Here is a 17,873-nt window from a genome sequence, read left to right as displayed (position 1 = left end):
TATGAAAGAAAAATGGTATTATACCAATTTCATAAAGTAGCGTTAGATATTACCCCCCCCAACCCCCCCGCGATTTCGGGGGGGCTAAGAGTTCATCCATAGCACATAGGTCAGAAAAATGGTATTACCCTAATTTAGTAGTCAGTAGTCAGCAGTCATTAGTCCTTAGTCAGCAGTCATTAGTTAGTAGTTAGTATTCATTGGGCAGTGGAATTTTTACTATTAAATAACACCAAATAAATTATAAATTATGCTATAATTGCTGTGCGATTTTTAAAATTTATTATTAATGAAAATCGGAATAGCTGTATTGGGTGCGGGCCGCTGGGGAGTTAATCTCATTCGCAACTTTATCGAACATCCCAACAGTCAAGTTTTAGCGGTGGTAGATCCAAATCGAGATTCATTGATGGCTGTCCAAAAACAGTTTGATTTTAATGAGTTGGTGATTCTAGCTACCGATTGGTCGCAAGTACAAGAATTGCCGGGACTGGATGCTGTGGCGATCGCCACTCCAGCTTCCACACACTACACCCTCGCAGCCACAGCCTTGCAAAAAGGCTACCACGTCTTAGTAGAAAAACCCCTCGCCATCAATCTCAGTGAAGCAATAAAACTGTGCCAATTAGCCGAAAAACAGCAGCGGCAACTCTTCGTTGACCACACTTATCTGTTTCATCCCGCAGTCGATCGCGGCCAAAGAATAATTCAACAGCATCAACTCGGAAAATTGCGCTACGGTTACGCTCAGCGTACTCATTATGAACCAGTGCGGCACGATGTTGATGCCCTTTGGGATTTGGCCATTCACGATATTGCTATTTTCAATACTTGGCTCCAACAAACTCCTATTCAAGTCAGAGCAACCGGCACTATATTTCCGAAGGAAGAGGTCCGAGGGAAGAAGGAAGAAGGAAGAAGCAAGACGGAAGAAGGAATCAATCAACAAAAAGGATTAGCAGATTTAGTTTGGGTAACGCTCACCTATCCTGACGGATTTCAAGCACTTATTCATCTGTGCTGGCTGAATCCCGACAAACAGCGGCGCTTAACCGTTGTTGGTAGTTTGGGAACTTTGATTTTTGATGAAATGTCACCGGAAAGTCCGCTGATTTTGCAGCAGGGTAGTTCAAATCGGCGGGGCGAAGAGCATAATGTTTGCGAAAGTGCGATCGCCCCAGGGCTGACTACTAGCATCCCAAGTCGCGAAATATTAAGTTTAGAACAAGTAGAACCGCTGCGGCGAGTGTGCGATCGCTTCCTCACCTCCGTGCAAACAAATACGCCTTGTCCTACCTCTTCCGGCGATGCTTCCGTCGAATTAATCCGCATTCTCAGCGCTTTGAGCAAATCTTTGGAACTCGGCGGACAGCCCGTGATACCATTTTAGATTTTAGATTCTTCGACTTCCCAAGCAAACAAGTTTTAGATGAAAGAGGCAGAGCCTCGTAACGAGCATTTGAATTGTCATTCCTCATAGTATTCACCCGAAATGATCTACCTCCTAATTTTTTAAATTTCCATTTTCTGTTACCAAATCCTGGCTGTTAAAATAAAAACTTGACTGATGGTTTACAGGCAAAGAAATCATCACCGAAGTACCTTGATCCACACCCGCGCTCTGCAGAGTAATGCTGCCGATCATAGATTCCATTATTCTTCGGGAGATAGCCAAACCCAAACCGTTACCGCCAAACCTGCGAGTTGTGGAACCATCAGCCATCACAAAAGGCTGAAACAATTTTTGCTGCTGTTCGGGATCGATACCAATTCCGGTATCTTTAATTGTCACCACTACCCAATCGTTTTTACTGCTACTATTACCGATCGCACTTTCCGCTACGCTACCGTTAAAACCACCTGAATGATTACTCGATTCTAACCGCACAGATATAGTAATACTGCCCGACTCAGTAAACTTAACAGCATTGCTCAAAACGTGTATAAACACCTGTTTTAGCTTCTCTGGATCGGCATGAACAATAATCGGATCGTGAGGTTCTGACAAGCTTAAATTCAAACCTTTTTCTTTAATTAGAAGTGCTTGCAAATCAATTGCATCTTCAAGTACCTGAGTAATATCAACTACTTCTAACATCAGGGAGAACGTGCCGGATTCTATTTTAGCAATGTCTAAAATATCATTAATAATATTCAGCAATTGCATTGACGAGTCGTGGGCGCGCTGCAAAAACTCCATTTCTTCATCTCGGTCATCGCAGTAGCCGTCTCGCACAATTTGAATAAAACCAATAATCCCGTTGAGCGGCGTTCTCAGTTCGTGAGAAATATTGCCCAAAAATTCGTTTTTCAACTGATTGGCAACTTGCGCTTCCTTGGTTGCAACTGCCGATTCTCTGGCCGATTCTCTCAGGCTCTCCACCATGCTGTTGAGTGCTTCTGATAGTTGATTGAATTCCCGAATTTGGAAATTTTGGGGCACTGCCTGCGGCGCTTCTGTATCCACTGTCAGCGCGTAGTCTCTCAGTTGTTCCAAGGGACGCGCCAAGTCGCGAGACAGGTATAAAGTCGCGACGATGCTAGCGGCAACTAAACCGATGATTAAGTTAAATAAAACTTGCTGAATTTCTTCTAAGCCTGAGAGAGCGTAATCTAAGCGAGAGACAGCTAAAATAATCCATTTAGTGTTCTCTTTTTTAGTTAAAGGGCTGGGGATGGCAGCGTATCCTGCTAGCAATTCTACGCCATTTCTTTCAAAGGAAAATAGGTGGAGAAAAGCTTGTCCGCCGGCGATCGCCCTTCTGACAATACTTTTTAGTCGATCGGCATCTGCCTCCGCGGCAATATTGCGGCCGACGCGGTTGATATTCGGGTGCGCCAAAATTGTCCCGTCTTGGTCGATCGCCACCGTATAGCCGGCTAGAGAACCCTTGGGAGCGCTCGTTTGCACCGGCAGAGCCGACTGCAAACTCAAAGCATAACTCAACTTTCGGCTGTTGCCGCGACCAATGTAAACAGGAGCGCTCAACACCAAACTGACTCGGCTGTCGCGGGCTTCTTTACCCGTACCTGAAAAATCTTCCTCACCCAAAGTCATCTTGTCGCCGTTTGCTCTCGGCTTTTGTTGATTCGGCCACAACAGACTGATGTAAACGTTTTTGTCGTCCTGCAGCGTTTGCTGCTGCAGCACTCGCGGCCAAAAATTGGTAGGTAGCGCCTGAATCGGCTGTTGCCCGCAAGTGCTCGCCATCACTTGATTTGTCTGTAAATTAGTCAATTGCAAGCAATCAACCTGAACTGGCAACCGCTGCCCTAATTGCGCGATAAACTTTTGATAATCCTTTGGCTCTACAGACTGCAGCATCGAATTTTCCGAAGCGCCGATTAGATTCGATTTCAGCGATTTCGCCCACTGTTCAATTGTTTCGGCTTTTCTGCCTGCACTTTCTGTCAAGTTTTGGCGAGCGGTTTCCAGAAGCGTCGAGCGTGCCTTGCGATAGGTAACATACTCCCCCACCAGTAGAACAGGCACGCTGAGCAACAAAATCCGCGACAGTAAAATACGGCGAAAGGAGGACTGACCTAGCTTAACCATAGGACATTTCTAAATTAAGGTGCGACGCTCAACAGCGATCGTAGTGCAATAAGCCAGATTGAAAGTGCGAATCTGCCTAGGGCAATCTGCTGACGGGACAACACAGCTTCAGAACAACATTTAAACACAATTATAGAAGCCACTGTATTAATGTCGATACTAAGTGTGCCCACTTAAAGATGCTCAGCAATTTGTTTGGCAGATGCCTGTGATTTCAGTCACACTTCCCTGTTGAATTTTCCGATGGACTTGCACCCGATCGCCCAGGCAAAATCTTTCAGGCGAGAAAAAGCGCGATCGCTGACAGAGCGCTGTTGGTTGAAGGTAGAATCCCACGGATCTGCTCGCCAGGCCGAAGTTAATAGGCCAAAAGTTTTGTTTCCGGCTAGTGTATGGAGAGAATTCTGGATCGATCGCACTTTTGGTTTCCGAATGCCGTCTGGCGACGGGCTCCCGGAGCAGAGATGGGATCGGCCTCGAATCGGGGATTCGAGATTCTGCACCCTGTGAATTTTTTTTGGCACATCCGATCGAGCCGGTGACAACAATTCGCCTGTCAAACAAAAAGAATGAGACGATCGAGTTGCCGATCGACTCTCACAACCAGCAGGTGGCGAACATTTACCCAAACAGTACACCCGCGTCCGGTAAATTTGCAGTCTCGGCAATAGTCTCCATAACTTAATCGATGAAAAAAAACTCTAGCAACTATACGTATTATTACACAAACAACCGTCCCAGATATCATCACACTTATTTGATATCTCCCCTTCTAGAAATGCTGGCGACACTTCAGGAAGCCAGCCAGACCAAACTCCGAGTTTTGGATCTCGGCTGCGGCAATGGCAGCCTCAGTCACGTCATCGCACAGCACGGCTACGAAGTGGTCGGCGTTGACAGTTCTGCACCCGGAATTGCCATCTCCAGTCAAAGTTTCCCCGACTGTCAGTTTATCCAAGCCGATATTTACGAGCTTCCCGATACCAATATGGTGCACTCATTCGATATTGTCTTAGCCGTTGAAGTAATCGAACACTTACTTTATCCAAAAGAACTGGCGAAAAATGCCCAAAAATGCCTCAAACCAGGAGGAAGGCTAATTCTTTCCACACCCTATCACGGCTATTTAAAAAACCTAGCCTTAGCTGTGACAGGCAAACTAGACAAACATTTTACCGTACTTTGGGATAACGGTCACATTAAATTCTTTTCAGTAGAAACCCTCACCAAATTATTGACCAAGGAAGGATACACCGATATTCAATTTAAATTCGCAGGTCGGTGTCCCTATCTTTGGAAATCAATGTTGTGTTCTAGTAAAACATCAGAAAAACCTGAAGAATTATAATTTTTTGTCGGTGAGTGGGAGCATTGGTGTTTTGCTATAAAACACGCAAGAGCTAGCTCTAACCACAACAAGACAATGCTTTTTATCAAGCCCCAGATGCCCCCAAGGCCTTCGGGAAGAAAACACCAATGACCGATGACCCGTGACCAATGACCGATGAATAATTAATCCCCTTTGCAATTCTTATTTTTTCCCAGACTTTTCCCTAAACATTCCACAGCGTTTCCACAGGCAAGTCCGAGGTTTTCCACAGATTTGAAAAAGTTTTCCACAGAAATTAACGGCACGGTCGGATCTTGCTGCGGAATTGGGGATTTTGTTAACCTGCTGCCAAATCCCTCAGAAAACTTCCCACACATAAAGATATGTAACAAAAAAAGCCCTGAAAGGCTTATTTAGTGGTAAATCTTTTTTTTACATAAAGGAGTTTGTAATATTTCGCAACATTGACAAACCCGCCTCCTGATACGCACAATGATGCGACCGACCTAAAAAAAAGCGCTCTAATTTCGGCTGTGTCTGCACCTGTATCCAGCCGAAAGGGGGGTTCTATTTTCAATTTATTAGCGAGACTAAAAAAATGATGAACCCGACAGTCAGTATTTTTGCCGAAATTCCCGAAACGCTGCACGATTCTCTCAAAATTTATCTGGAAACTCACCCCGAATGGGATCTAGACCGAGTATTCTCGGCGTCTCTGTCGCTGTTTTTGTTGCAGAATGCCGATAGCGGTACGCCGGAAGCTTCGCGCAGTTATCGCCAAGCTGCGAGAGTTTATCTCGAAACTCTGTTTCAGTCTCCTCAAGACTTGCACAGCAATAATGTAACTCCGTCTTCGTGAAAGAGAGAGGGCTCGATTCGGCTTGCTTCGGCTATGTTATTCGGATAAGTCGCTTGGAGGGTAAAGATGGGGAGATGGGGAGATGGGGAGACGGGGAGAGTTGAAAAATGCGGGACAGCTTACCGATTCCCGATTCCCGATTCCCGATTCCCGATTCGGTAATCTGTAAGGGTTTGGCAGTACGGCCAGCAAAGAACCCAAGCCGTGCAAAGCGGTGTAACATCAAAGATTGCGATATTTTTATATGTAAACTATCGAAGTTTTAGATACTTTGATTGTGGGTGCGGGGATTAGCGGTTTGAGTTGGCGCACGCACTTGAGAAAAAAGCTGCGAGTGCATCGCTGCGGGCGATTTTAGTCGCCCAGAGTCAGGGGCGTGTGGGCGGAAATATTACAACGGCTACGGGGGAAGGGTTTCTCTGGGAGGAGGGCCCGAACAGTTTTTCGCCGACAGCGGAGTTGATGAAGTTGGCTGTGGATGTGGGCTTAAAGCAGGAGTTGATTTTTGCCGATCGCCCCCGCGTTATGTTTGTTGGAAAAATAAGCTGCAACCGGTGCCGATGACCGGGCGATGATTCAGTCTCAGTTGCTGAGTTTTCCGGGGAAACTGCGGGCGCTGTTGGGGGCTTTGGGGTTTGTTGTGTCGGCAATGGGTACTCGACTTTCGCAGCAGGGTTTAAAATCTTTGCCCGGGCCGTATTTGTGCAGCAACTACCTTGGAGGCGTGGCTTTGGGAGATTGCATCCCCAGGGGTTTTGAGCGGGCGCAAGAAGTGGGCGAGTATTTGCAGCAATCAGATTAGTTCGTGCGTGCGGAATGCGAGTCCGCACGCACGAACCGTTTTTATGACGAGTAGATCGATCGAACACCAGCGAAATTAGAACTCGTACACCCGCCCCTAGAGCTTTGTGCCGAATGTTGCTAGGTTGTGGGTTCAAACTTGTAACCCACCCGCCGGACAGTTTGAATCATCGAAATTCGATTGGTATCTGGCTCAATTTTGCGGCGAATTTGACCGATATGGACATCCACCACGCGCTCGGCTCCTACATATTCGTAGTGCCACACTTCTTGCAGCAATTCCGATCGCCTCCACACGCGACCGGGTTTGCTGGCCAAACAGTACAGCAAGTCGAATTCTAAAGCAGTCAAAGCCACTATTTGATTGTTGAGAATCACTTCGCGGCGGACTGGATCTATTAGTAGCTCCCCAAAGGTAAGACTTTGTTGCTCAGTGGCAGTAACTGTGCGTTTGCGCCTCAAAATTGCTTCAACGCGAGCTCCTATCTCCACAAGACTAAAAGGTTTAGTAATGTAGTCGTCAGCACCTTCGGCAAACCCTTTCATTTTGTCAGCTTCATCGTTTCGGCTGGTCAGCATCAACACAAACACGCCCGTCCGTCTTTGCATTTCTTGACATAGTTTGTAGCCAGTAGTATCAGGTAAATTTACATCTAGAACTACTAAGTCAGGATTGAGTTGCTCAAATAATTCCATACCAGTCTGACCGTCCTCGCCAGACTCAACTTGATAACCTTGCTGGCTTAAAAAACGGTAAATTAAATTTCGGATTGCCGGGTCGTCATCAACCACAAGGATTTTTACAGGGGCCATGACCACAACTTTAATTGAAGAATTAGGTAAGAATATTCAGCCATAATAATAGAAAACTGGATACAAATCTAGAAAAAATTGAGCTTTTAAGAGTTATAGCCGTATTTATAACCTACGCAAAATTTCTGGCAATAAATCTCCGGGAACTTTGGATAAGGCTAAATTTTGGCCGGCAAGCCCACATTCGCTATAGAAAGCTCGAATCGTTTTAACAATATAGCTTAATGCTGTTTGCCGGCAATCATCAGCGGCTTGGGAATTGGCTGGGGGTTGCAGGTTGAGTTTATCTCCATATATTAACCCTTTGTCGTTAAGATGCTGTCCCCATTCGGCACACACTTGCAACAGGTGGTGCAGTGCTGCATCTAAATGGCTGGTTTGTGCGGCTTTGTTGAGGGCCAAATCTGGGGCTGTGGCTAGTTGATAGTGGGCTAGTCCGAGATTGTTGCGGGCGGCAAGAGTGTCAAAGGTGAGTTGGGATCGATCGAGTTTTCGGGCGATATCCAAGGCGGCTTCGTAGGCGGTAATCGCCTGCTGCAATGAATCGATGCGGGCTTGTTTCTGCTGGAACTGGTTCGCCAAATGCCAGTAAGCCGTAGCCAGATTGTTGTAGGTGGCGGCTGCGGCTGCTGGTACCAATTCTCGGGTGCGGTATTTCAAGGCTTCGCGGTAGGCCTCAATCGCCCTGACTAATAAAAGTTCTGAGGGTTCGTGCTGGGCGAGGTTCCAGCAGGCGGTACCGAGGTTGTTTTGGACTCCGGCATAGTTGAGGGGTTCTCGTTCTGGACTGTAGCAGGAGAGGGCTTGGGTGTAAGCTGCGATCGCGCTTTTGAGATAGACGATGGGTTCACCGTCTTGGGCTAAATGCCAGTATGCTGTCGCCAAATTATTCTGAGCCGCAGCGCACTGCTGGGGTTCCGTCGCGGGGTCTAGATCCAGCAGCGCTTGTTGGTAAGCTGCAACTGCTTGCTGCAAGTTCTGCGTCTTGTCTTGATAGCGGGCTAAATCTGCTAAGGCGATGCCCAAATTTTTGTTTAATCTGACACGGGTTTGAGGTGTGCTCTCGGCATCTGTGCGGTTCAAACCTTCAATGTAGAGGGCGATGCTGCGTTCGAGGCAGGATACCGGATCGGGGACTTCCACACCCTCGGTGCGATCGCGCGACAGCATCCAGTAAAAAGTGCCGAGATCGTTGATCAAATCGTCCATCGGCGGTAAGCTGTTGGACTCCTCGGCGTATTGAGTTAAATTTTGTGTCAATTGGGCGATCAGCCGCGCGCATTCCTCAGTTGGTGGTTGATTTTGCTGCGAGCCCGCGTCGAGTTCGAGGTATGCAATCACTTGCTCGATCGCGCGAATGGCGATTGTCAAGTTTTGTGGCGAAGACTCTCCGCCCAGAATCCGATCGCGGTAGTAATTCCCCAAACTGTGATAAGCCAAAGCCAAGGCTTCGGAACAGCACTGATGTTCTTGCAGCAATTCGATGTATTGCAAGGTTTGCAGCGGCAGAAAATTGTCCTCCGATGCGGCATCACCCTCTGCTTCCAACTCATCCTCCGAGGCCGTCGCTAGCACCAAATCCGCCAGTTCGACAGATTTAGCATCTGGCGCTGGGAATGATGCGGAATCGGGAATTGAAGATTGTTCGGACTCTTGCGATCTTAAAAGTTGGTCGGCGGAGTCTCCGTTGTCCCGCAAGTTGCCCAAGTTTTCGGAGTTCCCGAAGTCCTCGGAGCGGCCGAAGTCTTGCTTGGCTGGAGTCGGTTCGCCTTCAAACTCAAATACTCCGGTTCGCCACTGCCAAAATTCTGGGGCCGATTGCTCGATCGAACTCAGCCAGGGGCGCGACACCCACAGCAACAAAGTAGACTCGCACATTTGTAGGTGTGCTTCGATGTCCCTCAAATAGCTCAGGAACGACCACTGCACGGCTGCTGAATGCCTGGTCAGGTGTTCTGCCCCCAGAATTTGAAATCCCGGCAAAGGGCTGTAGATGCCCCTGTTTTGGGGCGGTGGGTGTTTGGTCAGCCACGCGGCTAGCGAGCCCCAAGGATTGGGATCGTTCAAGTCGAGTTCCAAACTGACAAATCGGGGATAGTCGATCGGGGAGCGAGGATGGGAGCCTGCGCTTTCTGCGGTTAATTCTGCCTGCAAGCGAGCTGCCAGACAGTCCCGCAAGCACAAGTCGTCGCAGGCGGCAATAAAAATTTGACGGCGTAAGTTGAGGTCGATCGCCTGTTTCAAGCGTTGGTATATCTGCTTGTTCGAGCTAGAAACTTTTTGGGAAGGAGTAGACATCACAGTCTGGCGATTTTAGATTTTAGATTTTAGATTTTAGATTGGGATTTTTGATTGTAGATTTTAGAGTTGAGAGTTAAAATCGCGAAAAGCTCATAACTCGCAACACCTTCCTGTTTGGCAGTCTGGCGATTTTAGATTGTAGATTTTAGACTTGGGATTTTCGATTGTAGATTTTAGAGTTGAGAGTTAAAATCGCCGAAAGCTGATAACTCGCAACACCTTTCTGTTCGGCAGTCTGGCGGTTTTAGATTTGAGATTTGGGATTTTAGATTAACAATTTTCAGGTGGTGACGATTGCGTCCGATCGATTGCAGCCCAAGTCCCAGAACCCGATCGCAGAAAGAAAAAAGCACAAGCTTTCCACTGGTGCTATTTAGTTTTCCAGCTTTATCGGCACTGTTCAGGACTATCGCAACTACCTGCTGTTTGTTGAAACACAAAAACCATGTTGACCTTGGTTGGGAAACATGGTTGGTTGAAGGATTATTTAAAATTGCAATTTGAAGCAGCCTTGATTCTGAACCCTGTTTTTTAGACGGAAGCCGCCACAAAAACCAAACCTGCCACTAACAGCGCTCCTGCAATACCCAAGATGATATAGTTCCGCTGTTGGTTTTGGTTGGGAGGTTGGGCACCGTACATTTTCGGCTCTTTGGCAAAATTGTTCAAGCGTCCGTCTTCTTCGGTAGTGTAAGGCATTGACAACAATCCTCTATATTTTTGATTGTCCTCACTTTACCAAAAAAACGCTATCAAAGTATCACTCTTAAGTTTAGGAATTTATTTTGAGGTGATGTCGGGCATATTACTTTAACAAAAATGGTTCGTAGTGCGGAATACGAGTCTGCTGCTTAAGAATGGACTCGCATTCGGCACTACGAACCTGAGTTCGATCGATCGGACATTATTTTGAGCTGACAGTACCTGTTTCTGGAGAAGAGGCGATCGCGTAATCTTTGACTGGCATTCTTCCTGCTAAGTAGGCGATCCGTCCGGCTTCTGCCGCCATTCCCATTGCTTTTGCCATTGCTGGAGAATTTTGGGCATTGGCGATCGCCGAATTAATCAGCAGTGCGTCAGCGCCCATTTCCATTGCTCTAGCAGCTTCGCTGGGGGTTCCGATCCCCGCATCCACAACCACAGGAACTTTTACCGTGTCAATAATGATTTGAATGTTGGCGGCATTATTGATCCCTTGCCCGGAACCGATGGGCGAAGCTAAAGGCATCACCGTCGCACAACCGACTTCTTCGAGGCGTTTTGCTAGTAGCGGATCGGCATTGATGTAAGGCAAAACGGCAAAACCTTCTTTGACTAATTTTTCTGCTGCTTCCAAAGTGCCGATCGGATCTGGCAGCAAATATTTAGCATCGGGAATCACTTCTAACTTGACAAAATTATTATCTTCCTGTCCCAAAAGCTTCGCCATTTCCCGGCCCAAACGAGCCACTCTAATCGCCTCATCTGCAGTTTGGCAACCAGCAGTATTGGGCAGCATCCAAATTTTAGTCCAATCCAGAGCCTCTGCCAATCCTTCATGACCGGGAGCATTTGTCTGCACCCGCCGCACCGCTACAGTCACAATTTCGCACCTGCTAGCATTGACACTTTGCTGCATTTCGGCAATGCTGCGATATTTTCCAGTCCCCGTCATCAAGCGAGAATGAAAAGTTTTACCGGCAATCACCAGAGGTTTATCTAAAGATGGCGTTGCGGTATCTACTGGATAGCCAAAAATGCTGTACTCAAGTGCCTCTTCCCATTGTTCTCTGCCGCCCAGCATTGCTTCTAGCTGCCAACCTTCTTCAATAGTTAGATCGTCGTGGGTAACAGCAGATAAAATTTGCCCTAAACTAATTAATTTAGCATCTCGTGGCATATTATTATTCAATCCACGCGCTACGATTTCTTTAAATTCGTTGAAATGATCTTCCATTTTTCCACTCTTCCCTTGTAATGATTTGAATCTGTTCGCTGTTAACAACAAAAAATATTTTTTGAATTTGCTTTTCGGTATCCCAAAACAGAGCTTGTTTGATGCCAGCGTTGATTTTCCAGACATCGTAATTTTCTCGGTTGATGTGAAAAATAACGGTTGCTGCACCTTGCTTTTTTGCTCTACTGATGCCTTCTTGCACTCTGTCTCTGATGTTTTGGGTCTGTTCTGTCAACTCCTTAAATTCGCAAATTTGACCGTCTATCTCAGCATCTGGCGTTCTCACACCCTCTGCTGCTTGCTCGCTCAGCATTCTGACTCTATTGCCTATTTTAGCCAAAACTTCAGCAACAAATATTTCCGAATTATTAAGATTGTGTTGTTGGTGGATGAGGACAAATCCCCCAGCTATCTCATCAAAATAATATCGCTGATATTCGGGTTCTGCATTTTTGTAGATGGCTCTGCTAGCCTCGATATATTCTGAATTCACCGCTATGATACTCTGAATGGACTCCGGCTCAAGTTAAATGTATGAAAGCAACTGTCGAGCAACTGGTCGAAATTGGGATATTTGCCAGCTTAAACCGAACTGATTTAGAGCAATTGCAAGAACATACAGCAATTCGGACTTACCAACAGGGAGAAGTTGTGATGTATGAGGGCGATCGCATCCCGGAAAAATTATACACGCTTTTGAGCGGTTCTCTGCGGGTGACAAAAACAGCGGTGGCGGGCAAAGAAACTATTCTCCGCACTTTATTTCAGGGAGATATTTTTGCTGCACCTGCTTTGCTGGGTAACGGGATTGCGCCGGCAACGGTGACTGCTGAAACTGATGTGCAAGTTCTTACCACAGAACGGGAATTTTTGCTAGCAGCAATTCGGCAAAATCCTGAGATTGCTTTGCGAATATTGGCGGTTTTTAACCAGCGGTTGCAGCAACTACACGAGACTGTGCACGGTTTGGTGTCGGAAAGGGCGATCGTGCGGCTGGCCCGATTCATTCATTACTTTAGCGTCGAGCAAGGTACGAATATTGTAGATAATAGTGTATGTTTAAAAAAACGTTTGCCCTACTATCAAATTGCTCGCAGCATTGGCATCACCTATGAAGAATGCGTGCGGTTGTTTAAGAAACTTAAGCCGTTTGTATCCTACAGTAGAGGCGGTAAAATTACTGTTTTAGATTGGCAGAAATTGGAGGATATTGCCTCTGGAGATGAAATAGATTAAAGGTTTGTACAGCCTTTTTCAGAAAGATGAGGTACTATCTGGGATTGGGCATTGGGCTCTAGCGTTGCGGAGGGATTGGGCATTGGGCAAACAGGTCATTGGGCTCTAGCGTTGCGGAGGGATTGGGCATTGGGCAAACAGGTCATTGGGCTCTAGCGTTGCGGAGGGATTGGGCTATCCTCACCACGCTTGAGAACCGCTATAGTCAGGAATTGGATTTTTCGGTTTTTTGCGGACGGTCGTCCTGACTGCGAACGTTTTGATATACATCAAAATTTGATGTTGGTATTAGTGGGTTTCGGAAAATGTCAAAACAAACGCTAGATTTTCTTCAGCTTTCAAAGCGTGGGGCGCTCGTGCGGGCATGAATACAAATACTCCCGGTTCCAACACTATATCCTTACCTTCGAGGGTCAAAACTCCTTTTCCTGCCACTACATTTATTGTGGCATTCCGCGCTGAATGGTGTTCTGAAATGTCTGAACCTGCTGCCAAACAAAGTAAAGTATGCTGACAATTATTGTCTTTGACTAAAATTTTAGTCAGCACTCCGGTGGCGGGATATTCGATTGTGTCTCTCAGTTGGATTGATGAAGATTGTAGCGGTAAAATGGTAGCAGTCATAACTTTTTACTTTGTTAAGATTGTTTTTGAGCACAGATGATGATGTAGCCTAAATCCTGTTGGTACTTCTGGAAAACTCGACGCATTGCTAAGATGCGATCGCGAATTTGCGATCGGCTTAAAACATTCCACACAATCCGCACAGTACCCACAAAGCCTTCGTCATTAAGCATTCGCCGCAAGTTAAGAAGTCCCATCCCCCCGGTTTGATACTTTTCTACTTGCAAACCCGCGTTTTGACAAAGAGTAATCCAGCCTGACTCAGACAAAGGTGTTGAATTAACTCGAATCACTTCCGATAAAGCTTTGTGAATTTCTGATTCTCGGTTTTTGGCTAAAAGTTCGTGAGAGAGAAACTTGCCACCCGGTTTTAGCCGAGCGCCAATTCCTGATAAAATCTTTGCTTTCCCCGACGGCGACTGCATCGTCAGGATAGCTTCAGCCAACACCCAATCAAACTCTTGGGTAATCCGATCCAAGTGCAAAATATCTCCTTCGACAATTTCCACTCGATCGCTCAAACCCGCTGCTGCAACGTTAGCACGTGCGCGCGCCACACTGTCGGGATTTTTTTCAACTCCCACTACTTTTACACCAAAACGTTCTGCAAGGGCGATCGAGCTATATCCAAAACTCGCCGCCAACTCCAAAACAGTATCCCCAGGTTTAAAATCCGCCAATTCTAATAACATTTCTGTAGCAGCTTTTCCCCCCGGTCTCAGCATTGTCTTACCAGCCGCAGCCAGCACTACATGGCCCGGCGCAGTCTTAAAATTGAGAGTAGTATCGGTCATTGACTTGAACTCCTATTTAAGCTTACCCTCAGCTTGCCAGATTCTCCCAAATCTGTCTATGAGCTAACTCATATTCAAATTATAGTAGGGTGCGTCAGCCTCCTGATTTTTGAGAATTATCCCAAAGATTTCGAGAGGCTGACGCACCCTAAAATAGCGGGAACTCACCTAATTAATTAGGAAAGTCCCAGTTGAAATTGCTCTCACTAACTGCACCGCTAATCCTAGGATTTGGGCAATAAACCAGCCCCCAAATTCATTGCGATCCGATTTTAATTAGCTACAGGGCTGAAGAGATTTTCTTGTTTGAATAATGCGATCGATTGCAGACTATCGGAATCAGCATCCCAAAGAATGAACTTGAAACAATCAGGTATCTCCCGAATTGTCAGAATTCTGGAATTACCAAGCAGGTGAATATTAGCATTGTGACACGCCCGAAGATTGTAATTGGGGATACGCTCAGACAGATGATGAATATTGTGGTAAGCAATATCAGCCGAAAACCAGTTGAGAATAGTTGGTAATTTTAGGTAACTACTGCCTTCAATCGCGCCCATAAGATAGTCCCAACCCTCTGTTTTATGAGCATAGGAACCCTCAAAATTATGCTGGACAAAGAAAATACAGATAAATATCGCTGCCGAACAGGTCATGACAATTGAGTAAACACTCCAGAAAAAGCCAACCCCAAGTAAGTTGCCGAGATAAATCCAGCTACCAACCACACAAATATTGTTGAATAGTAAATCCCAAAATTCAGCCGTAGTATACCAATGTTTGGATTTATAAGAAGCAATGATTGCAGATAAACCCATACCAAAATCTTTATTGAGACAAGCAAACATATGTCCTATAAAACCACTAATTCCCAAGATCAGCGCTAATCTGGGCTTAATAATTAGATAGAAAAAACCACCAGGAAACAGCATCAATGGATGTCTGAGTAACTGATACATCTTTTGACCAAATGGACTTAGCGCCGCAAATTGTTCGGTGGATATCAACGCCGAAGGGCCTCGGTACATATCCCAATTACCATTGTGTTTGTGGTGATAAGCGTGTCCCCTCGACCAGGGGTACTGAGGAATTGCATTGATGATACCTAGCAGAAAACCCACGGTGCGATTGACTTTTTTGGAACTAAACAGAGAATAGTGTCCGCAGTCGTGCATCAAAGAGAAACAACGGCCCGAAAAAAGTGTCATTAATACGATTATCGGTGGTAGAAGCCATACAGAAATTGCAGCAGCTTTAAATGCTAAAAACCATAAAAATGTATAGGGAATTACTGTATTGAAGATTTGCCAAGTAGCTTTGAAGTTGTTGCTCTTCATGTAAGGATATAGCACAAAATCCGACTTTTTGATCGCGCTTTTCATTGAGTGTGTTTGTAGTGTGGATAAGTGCAAATCTGACAATTATAATGTGGATATTTTGCCATTGTGAAAATAAGTTGATGGCAGTTTGCTTTCAACCCATATTTAATAAACCTACCGATCGTATTGAGTTCATTGTCTTCTCATTTGGCTTGTATCGTACAGTTGAAATTCACCCCAACGCTGACGTAGTTGGTCATAACAATCAACCGGAGAAATCGCCAACCGTTGCAGCAAATCGATTTCTATTTGACCGTCACCTGTTAGTAGGATAATAATTTCTTGGGTGGGATTGTAGGTGGCAATGATTTGAAGCAAATTTGAAATTGCGGATGGCTCTAATTCGAGTCGTCGTAGATAGTCTGTTACTGATAATTCAGTAATGAATTGCAAGTAATGCGGAATTGTATCAGTCTGCCAATTTACAGGTGCATTGACAGGTAGATCGACATCACAAACTGCCATACCTCGACCAACGGTTAAAAATCCATTCCAAGCTGTGTATCCAATTGTCAGCATATTTTGGTGGATGAACTGATTCTGCCAATAACCAAAGCTACCTTGTCGCTTGTTATCTTCAACTCGCATTGGTTCGATCCCCCAGCACTTTAGCATATTTCACCAGAATTTTCAGCGAGGGAAAAGTCTGAAATAAAGCATCTGTCTCTAATTTCCCACTCGCAAATGCTTCCAGGGCTTTCTTAACTTCCAGGTTTTTACCAATCTGAGGATATCTCAATGTCTCAGCTATAATCGTCATAACTCCACTTACTTCAATGATTAAATTTGTGAAAATTGACAGCAAAAATATACTGAGGCTGAGTTCAAACAGTTACAAAGTATGATGATTTTACCGTAGAGTAACGACAGACTACACGGAAATAGTTAGCGATGGACGATCGCCTTTTATTCACAGTTACGCAGAAACTATTACCGACTAAAATCTATCAGGGATCGGTGAAATTCAATTAATATCGTTCTAAGTCAATAGATCGATCGCCATAATAGATCAATTTTGAGAAAGCTGAATAAACCATCATCTATGCCTCGTAGACGAAAAAGAACAGGTTTGCGATCGGCGGGCCTTCTGACTGAGAGACTCTATAATCTCATCACAGTTGCGGGACAGCGCCGGATTTACGCCGGACTTTCCCCGTTTCTTCCAACGGTTGCTTTTCGTTGGAACCGATTTTTGCACATCCATCACCTTATCACAATTCTGACTTGTTTGCATAAAAAACTGTGAAACGTGCCACCAGCGCCACAAATCGCCACTGTTTAGGGGCAAAACTGTAACTCGATCGCACTCTCAAACATTCGGCGAGTCCCATCTTTTTATCCGTTGGGAGGGCGATAGGGGCGATCTCAGTTTTGAATTTGTGCGAGCTGTCGCGAGTTCGCGAGTTGTACAATACGCGATAGAGGCGATCGCACGCTCAATAAAAAAATGCTTTTTGCAAAACTGAGATGCTCGCGATCGTTCTTTGTGTTCGGAGCTCTGACTTGCTACAATTTAGTCGCACGTAACTACAAGGGATTATGACCGAACTATTAGATGAGACGCTTTCTATAGAAATCGCCACTCGCATCAAAAGCAACCGCAAAAACTGCTTTGATAACGCTTCCAAAGCAGCATTAACCACCGAAGGCGCAGTTTACGTCCAAGGATTTTTAGCTGCACCCGGATCACCTTACAAACCCATCGAGTATAGCTGGATTGAACTCAACGAGCGAATTGTTGACCCAACTTTTCCGCATCTCGGCTTCAGCGCTCAAGACATTCATTACTTCCCAGCCCAGCGATGGAGCGTTAAGAAGCTCAAAGCAATTTTAGATGAATCAAAAGAAGATTATCCAGAAGATGACCCGCTACCGGTTTACGGAAATCAACCCTATGAATATTACGGCGATGTCATGTTAGGCGGTAAAGATTACCAAAATGCTTACGATTTGGCTGCGCTTAAATGCAGGGAATTGAACCTACCCAAAAAACCGGAATTGAACTAATTCAGGACTTACTAAAAAATGGTTTTATATCAAATTTGGTAGCATCGGAACGATTAAACCGCGAAGACTCTGATAGCGCGTAAAAAAGACGTACATCTTCTGATTTCTCTGACTTCGCGTTTTTAGCGTCTTCGCGGTTCATTGGATCTTACCACCTATTAGTTATCATTCTGATACAACCGAATTTGATATTACACACTTATACCATTTTTCTTTCATATGTGCTATAGATAAAGT

At 45.5% G+C, this 17,873-nt stretch carries 19 protein-coding genes and 1 riboswitch; of the genes, 7 read left to right on the top strand and 12 right to left on the bottom strand.

Going from position 1 to position 17,873, the window contains the following annotated elements; translation table 11 throughout:
* Positions 1 to 289 precede the first annotated feature (289 nt).
* Positions 290 to 1,390 (top strand): Gfo/Idh/MocA family protein, encoded by a 1,101-nt coding sequence (locus AACV78_RS06845; protein WP_194012003.1) that lies wholly within the window; start codon positions 290 to 292, stop codon positions 1,388 to 1,390.
* A 114-nt stretch (positions 1,391 to 1,504) separates the two neighbouring features.
* Here AACV78_RS06845 and AACV78_RS06840 read toward each other — a convergent pair whose 3' ends face one another.
* Both AACV78_RS06840 and AACV78_RS06835 read right to left on the bottom strand, forming a co-directional pair.
* A complete protein-coding gene (locus AACV78_RS06840) occupies positions 1,505 to 3,556 on the bottom strand; it encodes a sensor histidine kinase (protein WP_194012002.1) in 2,052 nt (683 codons plus the stop codon).
* A gap of 218 nt (positions 3,557 to 3,774) precedes the next feature.
* Positions 3,775 to 4,224 (bottom strand): hypothetical protein, encoded by a 450-nt coding sequence (locus AACV78_RS06835; RefSeq protein WP_194012001.1) that lies wholly within the window; start codon positions 4,222 to 4,224, stop codon positions 3,775 to 3,777.
* Between the two features lie 20 nt (positions 4,225 to 4,244).
* Between AACV78_RS06835 and AACV78_RS06830 the strand changes: the two genes are divergently transcribed.
* From AACV78_RS06830 to AACV78_RS06815, 4 genes are all read left to right on the top strand, one after another.
* On the top strand, positions 4,245 to 4,904 hold the full coding sequence (locus tag AACV78_RS06830) for a class I SAM-dependent methyltransferase (protein WP_194012000.1): 660 nt from the start codon (positions 4,245 to 4,247) through the stop codon (positions 4,902 to 4,904).
* Positions 4,905 to 5,487: 583 nt separating this feature from the next.
* Positions 5,488 to 5,745, top strand: a complete 258-nt coding sequence (locus tag AACV78_RS06825; protein ID WP_194012004.1) for a DUF2811 domain-containing protein — start codon at positions 5,488 to 5,490, stop codon at positions 5,743 to 5,745.
* Positions 5,746 to 6,048: 303 nt separating this feature from the next.
* Entirely contained in the window at positions 6,049 to 6,309 is a 261-nt protein-coding gene (locus tag AACV78_RS06820; RefSeq protein ID WP_228042631.1) for an FAD-dependent oxidoreductase, read from the top strand.
* Positions 6,310 to 6,316: 7 nt separating this feature from the next.
* Positions 6,317 to 6,547 (top strand): hypothetical protein, encoded by a 231-nt coding sequence (locus AACV78_RS06815; protein ID WP_228042630.1) that lies wholly within the window; start codon positions 6,317 to 6,319, stop codon positions 6,545 to 6,547.
* Positions 6,548 to 6,666: 119 nt separating this feature from the next.
* On the opposite strand, the gene AACV78_RS06810 is transcribed toward AACV78_RS06815, so the two are convergent.
* From AACV78_RS06810 to AACV78_RS06790, 5 genes are all read right to left on the bottom strand, one after another.
* Positions 6,667 to 7,359 (bottom strand): response regulator transcription factor, encoded by a 693-nt coding sequence (locus AACV78_RS06810; protein ID WP_194011999.1) that lies wholly within the window; start codon positions 7,357 to 7,359, stop codon positions 6,667 to 6,669.
* Between the two features lie 105 nt (positions 7,360 to 7,464).
* Positions 7,465 to 9,657, bottom strand: a complete 2,193-nt coding sequence (locus AACV78_RS06805) for a tetratricopeptide repeat protein (RefSeq protein WP_194011998.1) — start codon at positions 9,655 to 9,657, stop codon at positions 7,465 to 7,467.
* Between the two features lie 534 nt (positions 9,658 to 10,191).
* Positions 10,192 to 10,359 carry a photosystem II assembly protein Psb34 gene (psb34, locus tag AACV78_RS06800; protein WP_194011997.1) on the bottom strand — a complete coding sequence of 56 codons (168 nt, stop codon included), beginning with the start codon at positions 10,357 to 10,359 and terminating at the stop codon, positions 10,192 to 10,194.
* Between the two features lie 205 nt (positions 10,360 to 10,564).
* A complete protein-coding gene (locus tag AACV78_RS06795) occupies positions 10,565 to 11,596 on the bottom strand; it encodes a thiazole synthase (protein WP_194011996.1) in 1,032 nt (343 codons plus the stop codon).
* A complete protein-coding gene (locus tag AACV78_RS06790; protein WP_194011995.1) occupies positions 11,571 to 12,089 on the bottom strand; it encodes a CdiA C-terminal domain-containing protein in 519 nt (172 codons plus the stop codon). Before AACV78_RS06790 ends, AACV78_RS06795 begins: the two co-directional genes overlap by 26 nt.
* 41 nt (positions 12,090 to 12,130) lie before the next feature.
* Here AACV78_RS06790 and AACV78_RS06785 point away from each other — a divergent pair, with 41 nt between their 5' ends.
* Positions 12,131 to 12,832 (top strand): Crp/Fnr family transcriptional regulator, encoded by a 702-nt coding sequence (locus AACV78_RS06785; protein ID WP_194011994.1) that lies wholly within the window; start codon positions 12,131 to 12,133, stop codon positions 12,830 to 12,832.
* A gap of 288 nt (positions 12,833 to 13,120) precedes the next feature.
* On the opposite strand, the gene AACV78_RS06780 is transcribed toward AACV78_RS06785, so the two are convergent.
* The 5 genes from AACV78_RS06780 to AACV78_RS06760 form a co-directional block, all read right to left on the bottom strand.
* The gene (locus AACV78_RS06780; RefSeq protein WP_194011993.1) at positions 13,121 to 13,456 is read right to left on the bottom strand and encodes a cupin domain-containing protein; all 336 of its coding nucleotides are present in this window, start codon (positions 13,454 to 13,456) and stop codon (positions 13,121 to 13,123) included.
* 14 nt (positions 13,457 to 13,470) lie between these two features.
* Positions 13,471 to 14,250 (bottom strand): SAM-dependent methyltransferase, encoded by a 780-nt coding sequence (locus AACV78_RS06775; protein ID WP_194011992.1) that lies wholly within the window; start codon positions 14,248 to 14,250, stop codon positions 13,471 to 13,473.
* Positions 14,251 to 14,522: 272 nt separating this feature from the next.
* Entirely contained in the window at positions 14,523 to 15,587 is a 1,065-nt protein-coding gene (locus AACV78_RS06770; RefSeq protein WP_339383506.1) for a fatty acid desaturase, read from the bottom strand.
* Between the two features lie 174 nt (positions 15,588 to 15,761).
* Positions 15,762 to 16,217, bottom strand: a complete 456-nt coding sequence (locus AACV78_RS06765) for a hypothetical protein (RefSeq protein WP_194011990.1) — start codon at positions 16,215 to 16,217, stop codon at positions 15,762 to 15,764.
* On the bottom strand, positions 16,207 to 16,389 hold the full coding sequence (locus AACV78_RS06760) for a hypothetical protein (RefSeq protein ID WP_194011989.1): 183 nt from the start codon (positions 16,387 to 16,389) through the stop codon (positions 16,207 to 16,209). The genes AACV78_RS06765 and AACV78_RS06760 overlap by 11 nt, the downstream gene beginning before the upstream one ends.
* Before the next feature lie 300 nt (positions 16,390 to 16,689).
* Positions 16,690 to 16,834: riboswitch (cobalamin riboswitch) on the bottom strand.
* 334 nt (positions 16,835 to 17,168) lie between these two features.
* Here AACV78_RS06760 and AACV78_RS06755 point away from each other — a divergent pair.
* Complete coding sequence (locus AACV78_RS06755; protein WP_194011988.1) at positions 17,169 to 17,636, top strand: hypothetical protein; 468 nt, start codon at positions 17,169 to 17,171, stop codon at positions 17,634 to 17,636.
* Positions 17,637 to 17,873 lie beyond the last annotated feature (237 nt).

Source organism: Tychonema sp. LEGE 07196 (assembly GCF_963890365.1).
Classification (GTDB): Bacteria; Cyanobacteriota; Cyanobacteriia; order Cyanobacteriales; family Microcoleaceae; genus Microcoleus.
Note: the sequence above shows the minus strand (reverse complement) of the source record. Positions and strands in the feature narration are given on the sequence as shown.